This window comes from Sinorhizobium sp. CB7 (assembly GCF_041357635.1).
GTDB lineage: Bacteria > Pseudomonadota > Alphaproteobacteria > Rhizobiales > Rhizobiaceae > Rhizobium.
This window is the reverse complement of record NZ_JAULLL010000016.1, coordinates 60,391-77,543: the sequence shown is the minus strand read 5'-3', so window position 1 is coordinate 77,543 and position 17,153 is coordinate 60,391. Positions and strand designations below refer to the sequence as shown.

The following is a 17,153-nucleotide window of genomic DNA, read 5'->3' as shown; positions in this document are numbered from 1 at the left end:
ATCTTTGACTAGCAAGCATAAGAAAGACCGTGACTTATGAAAGAGCTGGATCGTCTCGATCGCAAGATCCTTCGCGCGCTTCAGAAGGAAGGCCGCTTGTCCAATATAGAACTCGCGGAACGGGTAAACCTTTCCCCGACGGCAACGGCCGAGCGCGTGAAGCGCCTGACGCGCGACGGCTATATTACCGGCTATATGGCGATCCTGTCGCCGGAAAAGCTCGGCCGCACACTTCTCGTCTTCGTTCAGGTGAAACTGGACCGCACAACGCCGGATGTGTTCGACGCCTTCGCCGCCGCGGTCAAACGTAGTGACGATGTCATGGAATGCCATATGGTGGCAGGCGGTTTCGACTACCTCGTCAAGGCGCGCGTAGCAGGAATGGAAGCCTATCGGCAGTTTCTCTCGGAGGTTATTCTTCCCCTCCCCGGTGTTCGGGAAACGCACACTTACGCTGTTATGGAAGAAGTCAAAGGCACAGCGCTGTTGCCGGTTTGATGCGCACGATGATTAAATGTTCAAAAAATGAATTAATCACTGTTAACCAGGTTAATTTCCGCTAGCATATATAACCATTCCAGTATTTGATAGCGATAACATCTGGCAGGCTCGTTTGTTAATGTCCTATATGGTCGCCTCAGAAAGACAGTCAGCGCTTTCAGCCGAACTTTCGGCAGCCCGCACGCAAGGCCTATTTGCGCAGGCGATGGAGCACGTGACGGCGGCTTTCGGCTTCAGTTATTTCGCGCTGATCAACGCCCCCGCGACCGAAGACACCTTGCTTTCCCCACTGGTAATCGAAACATCCCTCCCGACATTCTTTTTTCGGGAATTCGACCGTAGTCACATGCTGCGCAACAGCCCTCTGCTTCAGCGCATCCGTGAATCCGTCCTGCCGCAGTTCTGGAACCTGAAGGAAAAAGGCCAATCCACCGCCGCTGAAATTCAGGGCGAACTGCGCGCGCTGCTGTTGCGCCATCAACTAATGATGGGAAATCTCTTTCCGATCAACTCTATCGATGGCCAGCGGCTGGTGTTCTGGTTTACCGGGAGCCGCACGCCCCTCCACCAGGGCGAGGTCAATGAACTCGCCATGATCATGCTGCAGGCGCTTGACACCTACAACGGCCTGAAGCGAAGCGATGGCGGGCCGATCAACATGCTCTCTGCCCGCGAGCTCGAGGTCGTCCGCTGGACAGCCCAGGGCAAGACCTCCGTCGAAATCGGCCAGATCCTCTCGCTCTCCGATCATACGGTCAATGCTTACATGACCAACGCGATCAAGAAGCTCGATTGCGTCAACCGCACCCAGCTCGTCGCCAAGGCAATCAGACTAAAGCTTATCAACTAGATCGCCGAGCGTCCGACAGGACTTGCCAGAGCGGTTCAGCTTTTTCATGGAACACAGTATACGACAGTGTGGCGGCGGGCAGGCCCTCATCCGCCCTCCGGCCCCGCAGGCGGGGCGAAGGAGGAGTCGCACCCTCCACCGTCCCTCACTGCGGCGTTGATCCGCAGCCGCTTGCTCGATTTGTCCCCTCGCCCCGCTTGCGGGGAGAGGGCTAGGATAAGGGGCAAAACTGTCGGCAAATCCTAAGGCCGCAGATCGGCATTCCGATGGGACGCTACAGCGCTGTGCGTCTATCGGTCGAGCACCGAGCGGATTTCCACGAGGTTCGAGCGGACGCGAAGGATGTAAAAGCCCATTGTCGCCAGATGACTCGGCATGATCCAGCCGTCCTCGCGGCCGTTCGAGATGATCGCCGGCTGTATGCGCAGCGCCGCCTGGAGCTGCCTCATTGTTGTTGTCCAGAGTGTGGCGATATTCCGCTCGGCTATGACCTGCGAGAAATCCGCCTGAGTTGCGCTCAATATCGCGTAGTAACCGTAGAGCTGACCGTAGGCGAACCAGAAACGGTCGTCGGCGCGTGTATCGAACCAGCCGCGATTGTGGTTCTGCGAACGCTCGGCAAGCATATCCGATGTACTGCCGAGATCGTTGGCAATGCGGTCGACAAACTGGATGAGGTTGTCGGCGCGGCTGTCGAAGACCGCATTGCAGGCGGCAAGGTCCGTATTGAACTTGCGCAGGCTGTTCATCGCCGCGCGGTAGAAGCTCGGCGTCGGCGTCTTTGGACCAAATGGATTGAGCCCGAAATACCAACTCGATTCATCGAACTGGATGTTGCCGCGTGCACTCTGCAGATCGTTATTGATACCCGAGGTGCCCCGAACCCGGCCGAGCGTATCGACGAGTTCCACCGCCGTGCGCCGCACCGCCTGATTGATGCCGCGCTGGAAGGAAGCCTTGTTATCGAGAAACGGCGTGTGGTCCCAGTCGATTCCGAAGAAGCCGAGCTTGTAGAGCAGCATCGACGATATCCACGCGTTCTGGTTGACGTTGAAGTCGATGAGATCGGCCGAAACGTCGACGATGGCCGAGCGCTGGCAGGTCTTTGCCGTCGTGGCGTCGGTCGTCGGCAATTCCTGCCCCGCCGGTACCTTGCGTTCCGAGAGCTTATAATTGTCGACGAAGTTGGGGTTGAATCCGGACCAGGCCTGCGTTTGCCAAAAGAAGTAGCCATAAAGCCCGACAAGAAGCAAAAGCAGAAGGATGATCGGGATCCTGATCATCCAGTTTCGCTTCGCATACCAGCCGTGCGCCGCGAGAAACGGCCAGACCAGCCAGGCGACGAGCAATCCGAATCCTCGGCCTATGGCACGAAACAGCCGTTCGAAGAAGGCCGTGACCCGGTCAAGCATGTCGTCATCTCCTATGCGAAAAATTCCTCTAGGCCTTCCGATGCAAGCACATATGTGTTCACGGGCCGCTGCACAACAAGAAGGCGGTATTTTTCATCGACCAGTGCGAGGCGGTCCCTCTGAGATTAGAAGACTGGCGCATCGGCGTTGCTCTGCGGCTTCGCAAATGCCGGGAAGCGCTTTTTGAAAGCGCCGTTCGCCAGGCTTTTGCGCCTCTCCAGTTCCTGCGGAACCAGCATATTCTGATCGAGGAGCTTCATAAGATCGGCGATATGCGCATAACCTGGTCGGCTTCCAGAACTCGAATCCAGCGCCTCCTTCCCCACCTGAGACCTGTAGAGGATAAGCCGCTCCTCCGTATCGATCATCAGTTTCCGGATTATGGCGTTGCAAACACCGATCTGATCGTTGAGCCCGTCGACGAAAACCTGGAACATGCCTATGAAGCGTTCGTGATGCCGGCTTGCCTCTCGCAACCTTTCCTCTTCTGCAGATATGCGACCGACCTCCGCCACCAGTTCGATCCGCTCCTGCTCCAGCCGTTCTCTTTCGCCCCTGCCGCCATAGAGGCCGATCCGGCCCTCCGTATTCAAGGCCTTGGCCCTTAGTTCCTTGATGCGGATATGGGCAATATCGATGCTACTGACGAGGTGCCGGCGATGCTCGACGATCGCAACGAGATCGGCCTCCGACATTCTGTGGGAATGCTGAAGGAAGCTGCGATGCTCATTGACGAGGCCGGCCAGGCTGTTCGACTGGGCGAGCAGGTCCAATAGCCGCCCAATGACCGGCGCCTCGCGGACACGATCGGCATGAATGCGCCACATGCGCTTGCGCGAAAGCAATCCGGCAATCTTTTCCCGCAAGGTCAGGCTCCGGGCATTGTCGAGCTCGGCCGAGACGTCCGTGGTTGCCTGTTCAAGGTGAAGGACGAGCTTGGCCAGCAGCAGATCGAAAGCATCTCTGCATCTCTCGAACGCCTGAAATCGAGGTTCTTCTTCCTGGAAATCGGTCTCACCGACCTCTGTCCCATGCCCGGAAAACTGCCTGGCGACTTGATTGAGAAAGGCCGCGCAATGATCCGCGTCGGAGCGCACTTCCGCGGCGAGTTTGTCGGCATTTTCGATCTGGTTTTCAAATGATGGAAGCTTGCCCACCAACCTCTCCATGGAATCGCTGCAGGAGAAGCCTATCCTGCGGTTCCGGCAAAGAAAACCGGGCGGTATTGCACCCACCGAGTGACGCAGCGCCGGTTTGGATCAGACCCCATTCATCGTATCTTCCCAATGGCGGCGGCAGAGGGAGACGTATTTCTCGTTGCCGCCGACATCGATCTGGGCTCCTTCGCGAACGACATTGCCCTCGCCGTTGAGGCGGACCACCATCGTTGCCTTGCGTCCGCAATGGCATATTGTCCTGACCTCGCGCAATTCGTCGGCGATCGCGAGAAGCTCCTGGGACGCCGGAAACAACTTGCCCTGGAAGTCGGTTCGCAACCCATAGACCATCACCGGGATAGCCAGTCGATCGACGATATGCGCAAGCTGCCAGACATGGTCGCGCGTCATGAAATGAGCCTCGTCGACGAAGACGCAGGCGATCGTCTTTTCCGCGTTGAGGTTTTCCACGATCCGAAAAAGATCGTCGGTGGTCTCGAACGGGATTGCATCCGACATAAGCCCGATGCGTGATGAGATTTTCCCCCGCCCTGCCCGTTCGTCGAAGGCGGCGATCAGCGCGATCGTATGCATGCCGCGCTCCTGATAATTATAGGATGCCTGCAACAAGAGGGTCGATTTACCGGCATTCATGGTCGAGTAGTTGAAATAGAGCTTCGCCATTGCATTCTCCTTGCCGGCTTCATGGAAGTTGCATGGCGTAAAGGAAAGGCTCCCATGCGAAAAACCACAGAAAATGCAAGAATCTGGTTTTCCGTGCGGCTAGAGCCGGATGATTTCAGGCCGAATCGACCTGAAATCTGAATCCGTCTCCAAATCAGAAAGTTAGAGCGGGATGTCGCCGGAAAACCGCACACATTTTCGGCATCCCGCTCTAGCACACCGGCGTTCCCGTCGCGACCGCGCAAGAAAATTGCAGACGTCGCAATCGAACCGTCTAAACCGGCGCAAACACACGCAGGTCGCTTGAAAATGTCAGATATTGGTGCTTGGCTTGGGAACGTCAGACTGGGAGTCTAGAAATGAAAACAACAAGCACATTCAAATTTGCCACCGCGGCTGCCGTTGCGGCACTTTCTATCGCTACCACCGCCTTTGCCGCCGATCCGGAAAGCTGCTCCACCGTGCACTTCTCCGATGTCGGCTGGACGGATATCACGGCCACGACCGCGACTGCTTCCGTCGTTCTCAAGGGCCTCGGCTATCAGACGGACGTCAAGGTTCTGTCCGTTCCGGTGACCTACACTTCGCTCAAGAACAAGGACATCGACGTTTTCCTCGGCAACTGGATGCCGACGCAGGAAAAGGATATCCGCCCCTATCTCGATGACAAATCGGTCGAATCCTTCGGCCCCAACCTCGTCGGCGCGAAATACACGCTCGCTACCAATGCCAAGGGCGTCGAACTGGGCATCAAAGACTTCAAGGATATCGCCGCCCATAAGGATGACCTCGAAGAAAAGATCTACGGCATCGAGCCTGGCAACGACGGCAACCGCCTGATCATCGATATGGTCGACAAGGACACCTTCGGCCTGAAGGGCTTCGAGGTGGTCGAGTCTTCCGAACAGGGCATGCTGGCGCAGGTCGCCCGGGCAGAAAAGGAAGGAAAGCCGATCATCTTTCTTGGCTGGGAACCGCACCCGATGAATACTAATTTCAAGCTCACTTATCTTTCGGGCGGCGACGACATCTTCGGACCGAATTACGGCGGCGCCGAGGTCTTCACCAATGTCCGCGCCGGCTACCTTCAGGAATGCCCGAATGTCGGCACCCTGCTGAAGAACATGAAATTCTCCCTGGAAATGGAGAATGAATTGATGGGCAAGATTCTAAACGATGGCGAGGAGCCGGAAACGGCTGCTTCCGAGTGGCTCAAGGCCAATCCGAAAGCGATCGAGCCTTGGCTTGCCGGTGTCACGGCAAAGGACGGCGGTGATGGTCTGGCGGCTGTGAAGTCCGGCCTCGGCCTTTGATGGACAGGATCGGGGCAGCAATGCTGCCCCGCTTTCCTTTCATTGTGATCTTTTGAATTTCATATAGGCGAGCACCGTGAACTGGATAACCGAAGCCCGAATTCCGATCGGCCCTTGGGCCAAGTCGGCCGTGGACTGGCTGACCTCGAATGGAGAATGGTTTTTTAACCAGCTCGCCTTCCTGCTCGCTCACGTGATCGACGCGCTGCTCTATGTCTTGCAGGCGCCGCATCCCCTCATCGTTGTGCTTGCCATCAGTCTGATCGCATATTTTCTGCGCCGCTCGATCACGGTTGCGGTCTTCACCTGTCTTGCGCTCCTGCTGATCATGAACCAGGGATACTGGAAAGAGACGACAGAGACCCTTGCCCTCGTGCTTGCCTCCACTTTCGTGAGCATGGCGATCGGTGTCCCTCTCGGCATAGCGGCAGCGCGCCGCGCATGGGTTTACTCCATCATGCGCCCGATCCTCGACCTCATGCAGACCATTCCGACATTCGTCTATCTGATTCCGGCGCTTATTCTTTTCGGCCTCGGCATGGTGCCCGGCTTGATCGCAACGGTCATCTTTGCGATCCCCGCCCCGATCCGGCTGACGCGCCTTGGCATCATCTCCACGCCGCCATCGCTGGTCGAAGCAGCGGAATCCTTCGGCGCCACGCGGACGCAGGTTCTGCGCAAGGTGGAGTTGCCCTGCGCCACGCCGCAGATCATGGCAGGTCTCACTCAGACGATCATGCTGTCTCTCTCCATGGTCGTCATTGCAGCGCTCGTCGGTGCCCCTGGCCTCGGTGTCCCCGTCGTGCGCGCCCTCAACACGGTCAATATCGCCAAGGGTTTCGAAGCCGGTTTCTGCATCGTCATCCTGGCAATCATCCTTGATCGCATGTTCCGGTCATCCGGCGAGGGAGACGACGCATGACGGCGGTTACCTTCAAGAACGTCGATATCATCTTCGGCGACAAGCCTGAGCCTGCCCTGGCTCTTGTCGATCAAGGCAAGACCCGCGATGAGATCAGCGCCGCAACTGGCCTTGTGCTGGGGGTCGCCGACGCCTCCCTCACCATCACGGAAGGCGAGATCCTGGTGCTGATGGGCCTTTCCGGCTCCGGCAAATCGACGCTGCTGCGCGCCGTCAACGGGCTGGCGCCGGTGGTGCGCGGCGAGGTTTCCGTCGCCACAGTGAACGGCCTCGTCAATCCCTATGCTGCCAATCGCAAGACACTGCGTGATCTGCGCATGCACACCGTGTCCATGGTATTTCAGCAGTTCGCACTGCTGCCCTGGCGGACAGTGGCGGAAAATGTCGGCTTCGGGCTCGAGCTCGCCGGCGTTGCCGAGGCCGAACGCCGCACTAGGGTCGGCGAACAGCTCGAGCTGGTCAACCTGACGAAATGGGCGAACCGCAAGGTCAACGAGCTTTCCGGCGGCATGCAGCAACGCGTCGGCCTTGCCCGCGCCTTTGCGACCGGCGCGCCGATCCTGCTGATGGACGAGCCATTCTCGGCGCTCGATCCGCTGATCCGCACGCGTCTGCAGGACGAATTGCTGGAATTCCAGCGCCGGCTCAGGAAAACCATCCTCTTCGTCAGCCATGATCTGGATGAGGCTTTCCGCATCGGAAACCGCATCGCGATCATGGAAGGCGGCCGCATCATCCAGTGCGGAACGCCGCAAGAGATCGTCAGGAACCCGGCGGATCAATATGTTGCGGACTTCGTCCAGCACTTGAATCCGATCAGCATGCTGACCGCCAAGGATGTCATGCAGCCGGGCCTCGGACAGGCTGCCGCCGGTGCCAGCGTCAGCGCCACGGCACGCCCCACGACGCCGCTCGTCGATATTCTCGATGCCTTGGCCCGGCAGCCGGGCAGCATCGGCGTGGTTGACAACGGCGCGATCATAGGCACGATCTCCGCCCAGGACATCGTGGCGGGGCTGACCAGTCACAGGCGGAAAGAGTAGCCCTGACGATTGGGTCGCCCGAGCCCCACGGCGAGTAATGATCGTGAATGACAAAACCTCGGTACTGCGCGAAACGGACGACGAGGCTCGCAAACTGGCGCGGACGCTCCTGCGTTCGGCTCGCTACGCCGCGCTCGCCGTGCTCGATCCGGAAACGGGCTTTCCTTCGGCCAGTCGCGTCCTCATCGGAACCGACATCGATTGCGTTCCCGTTGTGCTCGTTTCCGGGCTCTCGGCTCATACGAAAGCACTGTTAGCCGATGCGCGTTCATCGCTGCTTGCCGGCGAGCCTGGCAAGGGTGATCCCCTCGCCCACCCGCGTCTGACCGTGCAGTGCCTCGCCGAGCGGATCGACCGAGAAAGTGCCCTTCATGCCCGTATCCGCGAGCGCTTCCTCAACCGTCACCCAAAAGCGGGACTCTATATCGACTTTCCGGATTTCTGCTTCTTCAGGCTTGTGCCACAGTCAGCGAGCCTCAACGGAGGCTTTGGGCGAGCCTATGTTCTCCCCGGTTCGGATCTGGTGATTCCCTCTGCCCTAAGCCAGTTCGTGGCCGCCAGGGCCGCTGATGCAGTGCGAGAATTAGTAGGGCGCCATCCCGACATCGCAGATGTCCTCGCAAAAAAATTGCGGCAGGAAAAGGGCAAAGACTGGGCAATAAGTGGGCTTGACGCCGAGGGTTTGGACCTTATTTCCGCCGATGTTCTGCTGCGGTTCGAGTTTGAACCGCGGATCCAGGAGGGGTGCGACATTGCTTCACACATATCTAAAATAGCATACTCAATACCTGAAATTTAGGTATATACAATCTTCCACGGGTATTGCTAACTTTTAGCATCAGTTAGCTCCCCGGCTGATAACCTGTGCTCGGTTCTGATGTACGATCCGCATTAGGAAGATTGAAAAGATGAAAACGACTGACTTGTCCGACCACTCAACAGTGGCCGCCGCCCTTTTATCTGCAATGGCAAACCCGAAACGACTGATGATCCTCCTCAGCCTCGTCAAGGGAGAAGTTCCCGTTGGCGTGCTTGCCACCCAGGTTGGTCTTAGCCAGTCCGCTCTGTCGCAGCACCTCTCCAAGCTGCGCGCTCAGAAGCTGGTCAAGACCCGCCGCGACGCCCAGACCATTTACTATTCCAGTTCGTCTGAGCCGGTCATTAAGGTTCTGGCCACGCTGGAAGACATCTATTGCGAACCAGAAAGAAGCAAGACTGCTGCTTGATGATAGCGCTGACATAATGTCGGTAGAAAATTCGTCGCGTGGGTAATCCCACAGCGTGCGAACAGGCATGTTTCATCACCAGATGTATTCCCTTTGACCGGCAAACAAAATTTGCCGGTTTGTTTTTTAATGCATGTCGCGCAGAGTGTGCAGCGGTTTTGCGGCGACGACATGCATGAAAACAACGAGCTAAAGCCTGTCGCGTGAACCTACCTTCACGCGACAGGCTTTAGAGGAATAAGGAAAAGTGCGTGCGGTTTTCCGCCCGCATCCTGTTAACACCCTCTGGATTCAGCTTCCGACGACGCCGTTGTTGTCGCGGCTCAGCACCACGAGCGCAGGACGGGCCGGCATGCCGTCGGCGAAATCCGGCCAGCGTGTGCCCGCGTCTTCCATCGAGCTTGCATCGTCATTATCGGCCATGCGCAGTTCGCCCGGATGCTGGATCGAAATGAAGACGCTGCTGCCGTCTGGGGTGAAGGTCGGAGAGCAGCATTCGGAGCCGACCGGAGCAATATAGAAGAGCCGCGGCAATGCTCGTCCCGGGCCTTCAGTGTCCATGACATAGACCGAATCCGCAATACCCTCCGGCGGCGGGCCATCCGTCGTGACCCAAAGCCGGCCTGACGGATCCACGGCCAGATTGTCCGGATCGGTGAACCAGCCGGAACTCGACGTCCCCGGATTGAACATCGCCTGATCCTCCGGCTTGGCCGGATCGCCGCATAGTACGAAGATATCCCATTTGAAGCTGTCGGCAGCGTAGTCGGTCTTTTCCGTTGCTCCTGGCGGCACGAGTTCGAGCAGATGACCGTGCGGATTGGGACCCCGCGGATTGGCGACATTGACCATCTCGCTCTCATCGTCGCCCTGCCCCTGCGGCTGGCGATCCTCATTTTCGGTCATGGCAACATAGAGCTTGCCCGTGCCGGGATGCGGGATGAAGCCTTCCGGCGCATCCATCGGCGTCGCACCGACGAGGTCGGCAGCGCCGCGGGTGTTGAGAACAACGTCGGCCTGTGTCGCGAATCCGGCTTCCGCCGTCAGAGCTCCCTCGCCCGCCACGAGCGGCAGCCACCTCATGGTGCCATCGCTTTCGAACTTCGCGACCGAGAGCGTGCCATGGTCGAGCAGGTCTCTATTGGCGGCCCGATCGTCCGGGTTCCACGGGTCGCGCGTCACAAAGCGGTAAAGATATTCGAAGTCATCGTCATCGCCCATGAAGATCACAACTCGCCCGTCCGGCGCAACGCAACACTGCGCGCCCTCATGAGTCATGCGGCCGAGAGAGGTCCGCTTGACCGGCTTTGCGGAGGGGTCGAACGGATCGATCTCGACCACCCAATCGAAGCGCATCCATTCGTTCGGCTCTTCCTCGAACTTGAAGCGCGGCTCGATACGGCTGACGGAATAGATATCGTTTTCGTCCTCGTCCCATCCCTGGCGCTCGACGAGCTCCTGGTTGGCGAGCACCTTGTAATCGCCCGCGAACACGTCCATGGCGCCTTCCTCTCCGGAAAGCATAGTCCCCCAGGGTGTGATACCACCGTTGCAGTTTGAGATCGTACCGAAAACCACCGTGCCAGTAGGGTCCGCCTTGGTCTTCATGCGGTCGTCGCCAGCGGCCGGACCGGAAATGCTCATCTGGGTGCTCATGTGAATGCGGCGGTTATATTTGCTGTCGCGTACCACCTGCCATGTGTTGTCCGTTTTGCGGACCTCGAAGATACTGACGCCGAGCGCGGCCATCACGGCACGGATTTGATCGTCCGTCATCTTCTCTCGGTAGTCCTCGTCCGTCAGGCCGGGAAACATCAGAAAGGGCGTTGCGTATTCGTGGCTGACGACCATCAGCCCGTTTTCGGAGTTCCTTTCACCCCAGGGCATGGGCAAGAACTGGGTGAAATCATTGTTGTAGCCGAACTGGCGTTCGGCCGCCTTGCCGTCGAGCGTTGCAAGGTCGAAGGCGGGGCTATCGGGAAAGAGAGCGTCGCCCCAGCGGATGAGGATCTGACGGCCGTAACCTTCCGGCCAGTGATCGGCATCGTCGCGGACACGCTTCAATTCGGAAAAGGTCAGCGTCGAACTTTCCGCGGCTCGGGCTGACGGAACGTCGAAGACTGCGGGAACAGCGGCAGCTCCGGCAGTTGCCAAGAACCCTTTCAGAACGCTGCGACGACAAATGCCCTGCGCAAGAATTTCTCCATAGCTTTCTGCGAAAGCGCGGCGCGGGTTGGGGCGCGGCCTTGTTTTTTGGCGATCCGACATTTTTTCTCCAAGAATACGTTGAACTTCAATAAATTGAGAAGAATTCTTACAGTTAGGCCAATAGCCTTCATCCTTTGGTAGCAGAAGCGGGCAAAGCTATGATGACGGCGCCCGTCGAACCCGCCTCCCGCAGCGCCATGAAATCTCCTGTGGTGGATGGGCAGATACAAAGCCGGCAAGCGCCTTCGATATCTTGACGCATCCGGGTGCGCTGATAATTTGACCAGGCAGTCAATAATCGAGCGGCTGCGCCGCCCGGGAAAATGGCCCCCGAATGGCCATGGAGAACAGCATGTCCAATCGACTGAATACCACGCCGAACGATCTCAGGGCTTTCTGGATGCCCTTTACCGCAAACCGTCAGTTCAAGAAGGAACCGCGCCTCTTCGTTGGCGCGAAGGACATGTACTATGTCACGGCGGATGGTCGTCAGGTCCTGGATGGCGCTGCCGGTCTCTGGTGCGTGAATGCGGGCCACTGCCGTCCGAAGATCACCGAAGCGATTCGCGAACAGGCAGGCGAGCTCGATTATGCGCCGGCGTTTCAGATGGGGCACCCGAAAGCATTCGAATTGGCCAACCGGTTGGTCGATATCGCGCCGGAAGGCATGAACCATGTTCTTTACACCAATTCCGGATCGGAATCGGTCGACACCGCCCTCAAGGTCGCGATTGCTTACCATCGCGCCAAGGGCGACGGCTCACGCTTTCGCCTGATCGGGCGTGAACGCGGCTATCACGGCGTCAATTTTGGCGGAATCTCTGTCGGCGGCATCGTTTCGAACCGCAAGATGTTCGGCACGCTGCTGACGGGCGTCGACCACATGCCGCACACCCACCTTCCCGCCAAGAATGCGTTTACACGTGGCGAGCCAGAGCACGGCGGCGATATCGCGACCGAACTCGAGCGCATCGTCACCCTGCACGACGCCTCGACCATTGCCGCCGTCATTGTCGAGCCGGTCGCCGGCTCCACGGGCGTCCTCATCCCGCCGAAGGGCTATCTCCAGAAGCTTCGCGAGATCTGCACCAAGTACGGCATCCTGCTGATCTTCGACGAAGTCATCACCGGCTTCGGCCGCCTCGGCGCGCCCTTCGCCTCCCAATATTTCGACGTGAAGCCCGACATCATCACGACCGCCAAGGGCTTGACCAACGGCGTCATTCCGATGGGCGCCGTGCTCGTGACCTCGGAAATCCATGATGCCTTCATGGGTGGCCCGGAGCACATGATCGAATTCTTCCACGGCTACACCTATTCGGGCAACCCGATCGCGTCTGCCGCTGGTCTCGCGACGCTCGAGACCTACAAGGAAGAAGGCCTGCTCACCCGCGCGAGCGAACTCGCCGACTATTGGGCCGACGGCGTCCACTCGTTGAAGGACTGCCCGAACGTGATCGACTTGCGCAACCTCGGTCTCATCGGCGCGATCGAACTCGACCCCATCGCCGGCGAGCCCACCAAACGCGCCTTCGCCGCCTTCCTCAAGGCCTACGAGAACGGCCTCTACATCCGCACGACGGGCGATACAATCGCGCTTTCCCCACCGCTCATCATCGAGAAGTCCCATATCGACGAACTCTTCGGCAAGCTGAGGGATATACTGAAAGATAATATCTGACGCTGTCTTTTCCCCCGAGATTGCCCCTCACCCCAACCCTCTCCCCGCTCGCGGGGAGAGGGAGCCCATCCGAATCCTGTTCAGCTCTAGAGGCAAACTCGAAATAAGTCCCCTCTCCCCGCGCGCGGACGCGCGCGGGGAGAGGGCTAGGGTGAGGGGCAAACTCTCCGGAGCTACAAGAATGCGCGGTCCAGATCAGAAGAGAACTTACCGTGCCCGAGCCCTCCGCCAGTCGGATAACGACGCAGAAGCGAAGCTCTGGTCTGAACTTCGGGACCGACGGCTGAATGGGTTCAAGTTCGTCCGCCAACTGCCGATTGGCCCCTATTTTGCGGATTTCGCCTGTCGCGAACGACGATTGGTCATCGAGCTTGATGGCAGCCAGCATGCGCAAAGCAAACACGATGATGTCCGCAACCATTTCATGGGGACGGAAGGCTGGTCCGTCGTCCGCTTCTGGAACGTGGATGCACTGACATCCATGCCCTCCGTCCTCGATACGATCCTTGCAATTTGCGAGGGTCGACTTGTCGAGCCTGTCGATGCACCAGATCTGAGATTCCGGCCAGCAATTGGCAAATAGTAGCCCCTTTTGCCGCATTAATGAGCGTCCCAGCACCCGGCTCATTCGAGACGTTCGGAGACGAGGCTTGATTGCGGATGCACAATAGAGGCACAAAGGAGGAGCAACTCGGAATCGAGGGGAAACACGATGACCGCATATCTTGAACGCCTCATCGATCAGGGAACCGGCCGGGAGCCCGCCGATATCGTTCTGAAAGGCGGACGGTTCTTCGATCTGGTGACGGGCGAACTGGTCGAATCCGATATTGCGATTTGCGGCGATCGTATCGTCGGCACCTGCGGGGCATACGAAGGCAAGACCGAGATCGATATTTCCGGCCGCATCGTCGTGCCCGGCTTCATCGACAGCCATCTCCACATCGAATCCTCACTGGTGACGCCGCACGAATTCGATCGTTGCGTTCTGCCCTATGGCGTGACGACCGCCATCTGCGACCCGCATGAGATCGCAAATGTGCTTGGGGTCGAGGGCATCCAGTTCTTTCTGGATTCCGCACTCGAGACGATCATGGATATCCGCGTGCAGCTCTCCTCCTGCGTGCCCGCGACACATCTGGAGACTGCGGGCGCCGATCTGTCGGTGGAGCAACTCCTTCCCCTGCGCAACCATCCGAAGGTCATCGGTCTTGCCGAATTCATGAATTTTCCGGGCGTGATCCACAAGGATCCGGTCTGCATGGCCAAGCTTGCAGCTTTCCAGGACGCTCACATCGACGGTCATGCACCGCTACTGCGGGGAAACGATCTCAACGGCTACATCGCCGCCGGCATCCGCACCGAACACGAATGTACCACGGCGGCTGAAGCGCTCGAAAAGATCCGCAAGGGCATGCACATTTTAGTGCGTGAAGGCTCGGTGTCCAAGGATCTGCAGGCGCTGATGCCTGTTATCACCGAGCGGCTCTCGCCTCATCTCGCCCTTTGCACGGACGACCGCAATCCACTCGATATCGCCGAACAGGGCCATCTCGATCATATCATCCGCACGGCGATCGCCGGTGGCGTCGAACCGATCGCTATCTATCGCGCCGCCTCCATTTCCGCCGCCCGCGCCTTCGGCCTGCGCGACCGTGGCCTCGTGGCGCCGGGCTGGCGCGCCGACCTGGTCGTCATCGACGATCTGCGAAGCTGCAGAGCCGAAATCGTCTTTTCCGCCGGACGCCACGTCACGGAAACGCTTTTTTCCACGCGCAAGCCGGTTGCCCCAATTGGCCTCGACAGCGTGAAGGCGGCACCAGTCTGCGCCGCAGATTTCAGCGTGCCTGCGGTCGCAGGCGAAACCTCTGTCATCGGCATCGTGCCGGGCAAGATCATCACCGAGCACCGCCGCTATCGCCTGCCGGTCAAGGACAACCGGACCGATATCGACCTTGCCAACGACATCATCAAAGTCGCGGTCATCGAGCGCCATGGCAAGAACGGCAACCACGCCAACGGCTTCGTTCAAGGCTTTGGATTGAAGAAGGGCGCCATTGCCTCGACAGTCGGCCACGACAGCCACAATATCTGTGTCGTCGGTGTCAACGCCGATGACATGGCGCAAGCCGCCAATCGTCTCGGCGAGATCAATGGCGGCTTCGTCGTGGTCGCAGATGGCCGCGTGACCGGCGAAATCGCCCTGCCCGTCGCCGGCCTCATGAGCCTGGACCCTTATGAAAAGGTGCGCGATACGCTGCATGAGCTGCGCAAAGCAGCTTTCGAGCTTGGCGCTACCCTCGATGAACCCTTCTTGCAGCTCGCCTTCTTGCCGCTACCCGTCATCCCTCACCTGAAGATTTCCGACCGCGGCCTGGTCGATGTCGACAGGTTCATACTGATAGGATGAGATCGCCGTGTCCATTACGCGTTCGTTCGAACTCGCGGCGCTATAAACCCTCGCACAGAAGCCGTCGAGCGGCCCGAGCGTGATCGGACCCCTGCCCGTCGCCGCCTCGAAACCGGGTATCGCCAGTGCCTCGCCAAGCCCCATTCCGGCCGGCAAGGTAAACTCGGCCGGCGTGCGGGTGAGATTGAAGACGAAAAGCAGCCCCTCGTCGCCTTTCTCCCTGACAAAGGCAAGCAGGTCCTGGTTGGTATCGATGAAGTCCATGTCGCCGTCACGCAACGCCGCGTGACTTTTGCGAAAGGCCAGTGTCTGACGGTAATGGTGCAGCACGGAATTGGCATGTGCTTCCTGAACATCGACTGAAAGTGCTGCCTGTTCATAGGGCACCGGCAGCCAGGATTTTTCGGCATTGGTAAAGCCCGCATGCACCTTGCTCGCTTCCCACGGAAGTGGCGTACGGCATCCATCGCGTCCCTTGAAGGCGGGCCAAAAGCGGATGCCGTAAGGATCACGGAGATCCTCGAACGCGAGTTCGGCCTCAGGAAGGCCGAGTTCTTCGCCCTGATAAAGGCAGATCGAGCCGCGCAATGCTGCAAGCACAGAGATCGCCAGCTTTGCGATCACCGGCCGTTCGTCTTCCGTCAGTGCGAAACGGCTGACATGGCGCATTACGTCGTGATTGGAGAAAGCCCAACAGACCCAGCCGTCGACTACCATCTGCTGAAAGGCCTCCACGCAACCTCGGATATGGGAGGCAGTGAAGTCCGGGCCGAGTAGGTCGAAGGTATAGCACATATGCAGCTTGTCGCCGCCGCTGGTATAGGCGGCAACCGTCTTCAGCGAACGGGCCCCGTCTCCAACCTCACCTACAGTTGTGCGCGCTTCATACCGGTCGAGAAGCGCTCGGAAGCGCTTCAGGAACCCGATGTTCTCCGGCTGCGTCTTGTCATAGAGGTGGTGCTGCATGCCGTAGGGATTCGTATCCGGCGCATCGAGGCCGGCGCTCCCCTCGCTTGGTGTGGCCGGCGGATTGTCCCGCAGGCGCTTGTCACAGAAATAGTAGTTCACCGTATCCAGACGGAAGCCGTCGACGCCGCGATCGAGCCAGAACCTGACGGTGTCCAGCACGGCGTCCTGCACATCGGGATTGTGAAAATTGAGATCCGGCTGCGAGGTCAGGAAGTTGTGCTGGTAATACTGCCGGCGCACGCCGTCCCACTCCCAGCCCGGCCCTCCGAAGATGGAGAGCCAGTTGTTCGGCGCCGTTCCATCGGGTTTCGGATTGGCCCAGACATACCAGTCGGCCTTGGGATTTGTCCGGCTTGTCCGGCTCTCGACGAACCAGGGGTGCCGGTCGGACGTGTGGGAGATGACCTGATCGATGATGACCTTGAGGCCGAGGCGATGCGCCTCCGCCAGCATCTCATCGAAATCGTCCAGTGTACCGAAAATCGGGTCGACATCGCAGTAATCCGAAACGTCGTAACCCATGTCTGCCATCGGCGATTTGAAGAAGGGCGATAGCCAGATCGCATCGACGCCAAGCCCGGCGACATGTGAAAGGCGACGGGTGATCCCTTTGAGATCGCCAAGCCCGTCACTGTTCGTGTCCTGAAACGAGCGCGGATAGATCTGATAAATGACCGCGCCGCGCCACCAATCCGCACCCTCAATTACCCGCAAAGACATCGGCTATTACTCCTGGCTTCTTGACGCTCCCACACTAAAGATGGCGAAGCAAAAGAC

15 protein-coding genes are annotated in these 17,153 nt (G+C 58.8%); 10 read left to right on the top strand and 5 right to left on the bottom strand.

The genetic code is table 11. The features are described from left to right. The first annotated feature begins 36 nt into the window (after positions 1–36). Together AAE029_RS26450 and AAE029_RS26445 are read left to right on the top strand one after the other, a co-directional pair. Complete coding sequence (locus AAE029_RS26450; RefSeq protein ID WP_371075874.1) at positions 37–498, top strand: Lrp/AsnC ligand binding domain-containing protein; 462 nt, start codon at positions 37–39, stop codon at positions 496–498. Between the two features lie 121 nt (positions 499–619). Beyond that, entirely contained in the window at positions 620–1,351 is a 732-nt protein-coding gene (locus tag AAE029_RS26445) for a LuxR C-terminal-related transcriptional regulator (RefSeq protein ID WP_371075873.1), read from the top strand. 290 nt (positions 1,352–1,641) lie between these two features. Here the strand turns inward: AAE029_RS26445 and AAE029_RS26440 are convergent, their stop codons facing one another. The 3 genes from AAE029_RS26440 to AAE029_RS26430 all read right to left on the bottom strand — a co-directional run bounded on the left by AAE029_RS26440 (position 1,642) and on the right by AAE029_RS26430 (position 4,604). Beyond that, positions 1,642–2,763 carry a DUF2333 family protein gene (locus tag AAE029_RS26440; RefSeq protein WP_371075872.1) on the bottom strand — a complete coding sequence of 374 codons (1,122 nt, stop codon included), beginning with the start codon at positions 2,761–2,763 and terminating at the stop codon, positions 1,642–1,644. A 125-nt stretch (positions 2,764–2,888) separates the two neighbouring features. Further along, positions 2,889–3,920, bottom strand: a complete 1,032-nt coding sequence (locus tag AAE029_RS26435; RefSeq protein ID WP_371075871.1) for a hypothetical protein — start codon at positions 3,918–3,920, stop codon at positions 2,889–2,891. A 102-nt stretch (positions 3,921–4,022) separates the two neighbouring features. Next, positions 4,023–4,604 (bottom strand): thymidine kinase, encoded by a 582-nt coding sequence (locus AAE029_RS26430; protein ID WP_371075870.1) that lies wholly within the window; start codon positions 4,602–4,604, stop codon positions 4,023–4,025. Between the two features lie 359 nt (positions 4,605–4,963). Between AAE029_RS26430 and AAE029_RS26425 the strand changes: the two genes are divergently transcribed. From AAE029_RS26425 to AAE029_RS26405, 5 genes are all read left to right on the top strand, one after another. After that, positions 4,964–5,917, top strand: coding sequence for a choline ABC transporter substrate-binding protein (locus AAE029_RS26425; protein WP_371075869.1), 954 nt, complete (start codon positions 4,964–4,966; stop codon positions 5,915–5,917). Between the two features lie 76 nt (positions 5,918–5,993). Continuing rightward, entirely contained in the window at positions 5,994–6,839 is an 846-nt protein-coding gene (choW, locus tag AAE029_RS26420) for a choline ABC transporter permease subunit (RefSeq protein WP_371075868.1), read from the top strand. Continuing rightward, the gene (choV, locus tag AAE029_RS26415) at positions 6,836–7,882 is read left to right on the top strand and encodes a choline ABC transporter ATP-binding protein (protein ID WP_371075867.1); all 1,047 of its coding nucleotides are present in this window, start codon (positions 6,836–6,838) and stop codon (positions 7,880–7,882) included. Before choW ends, choV begins: the two co-directional genes overlap by 4 nt. A 43-nt stretch (positions 7,883–7,925) precedes the next feature. After that, entirely contained in the window at positions 7,926–8,681 is a 756-nt protein-coding gene (locus tag AAE029_RS26410; protein WP_371075866.1) for a HugZ family protein, read from the top strand. A gap of 109 nt (positions 8,682–8,790) precedes the next feature. After that, positions 8,791–9,108, top strand: a complete 318-nt coding sequence (locus tag AAE029_RS26405; protein ID WP_371075865.1) for an ArsR/SmtB family transcription factor — start codon at positions 8,791–8,793, stop codon at positions 9,106–9,108. A 291-nt stretch (positions 9,109–9,399) separates the two neighbouring features. On the opposite strand, the gene AAE029_RS26400 is transcribed toward AAE029_RS26405, so the two are convergent. After that, a complete protein-coding gene (locus tag AAE029_RS26400) occupies positions 9,400–11,262 on the bottom strand; it encodes a PhoX family phosphatase (RefSeq protein WP_371075864.1) in 1,863 nt (620 codons plus the stop codon). A 406-nt stretch (positions 11,263–11,668) separates the two neighbouring features. Here AAE029_RS26400 and AAE029_RS26395 point away from each other — a divergent pair, with 406 nt between their 5' ends. From AAE029_RS26395 to ade, 3 genes are all read left to right on the top strand, one after another. Next, entirely contained in the window at positions 11,669–12,997 is a 1,329-nt protein-coding gene (locus AAE029_RS26395; RefSeq protein ID WP_371075863.1) for an aspartate aminotransferase family protein, read from the top strand. Between the two features lie 181 nt (positions 12,998–13,178). Then, complete coding sequence (locus tag AAE029_RS26390) at positions 13,179–13,580, top strand: endonuclease domain-containing protein (RefSeq protein ID WP_371075862.1); 402 nt, start codon at positions 13,179–13,181, stop codon at positions 13,578–13,580. 129 nt (positions 13,581–13,709) lie between these two features. Further along, positions 13,710–15,407, top strand: a complete 1,698-nt coding sequence (gene ade / locus AAE029_RS26385; RefSeq protein ID WP_371075861.1) for an adenine deaminase — start codon at positions 13,710–13,712, stop codon at positions 15,405–15,407. Here the strand turns inward: ade and AAE029_RS26380 are convergent. Beyond that, complete coding sequence (locus AAE029_RS26380) at positions 15,333–17,096, bottom strand: alpha-glucosidase family protein (protein ID WP_371075860.1); 1,764 nt, start codon at positions 17,094–17,096, stop codon at positions 15,333–15,335. The genes ade and AAE029_RS26380 overlap by 75 nt on opposite strands. Between the last annotated feature and the right edge of the window lie 57 nt (positions 17,097–17,153).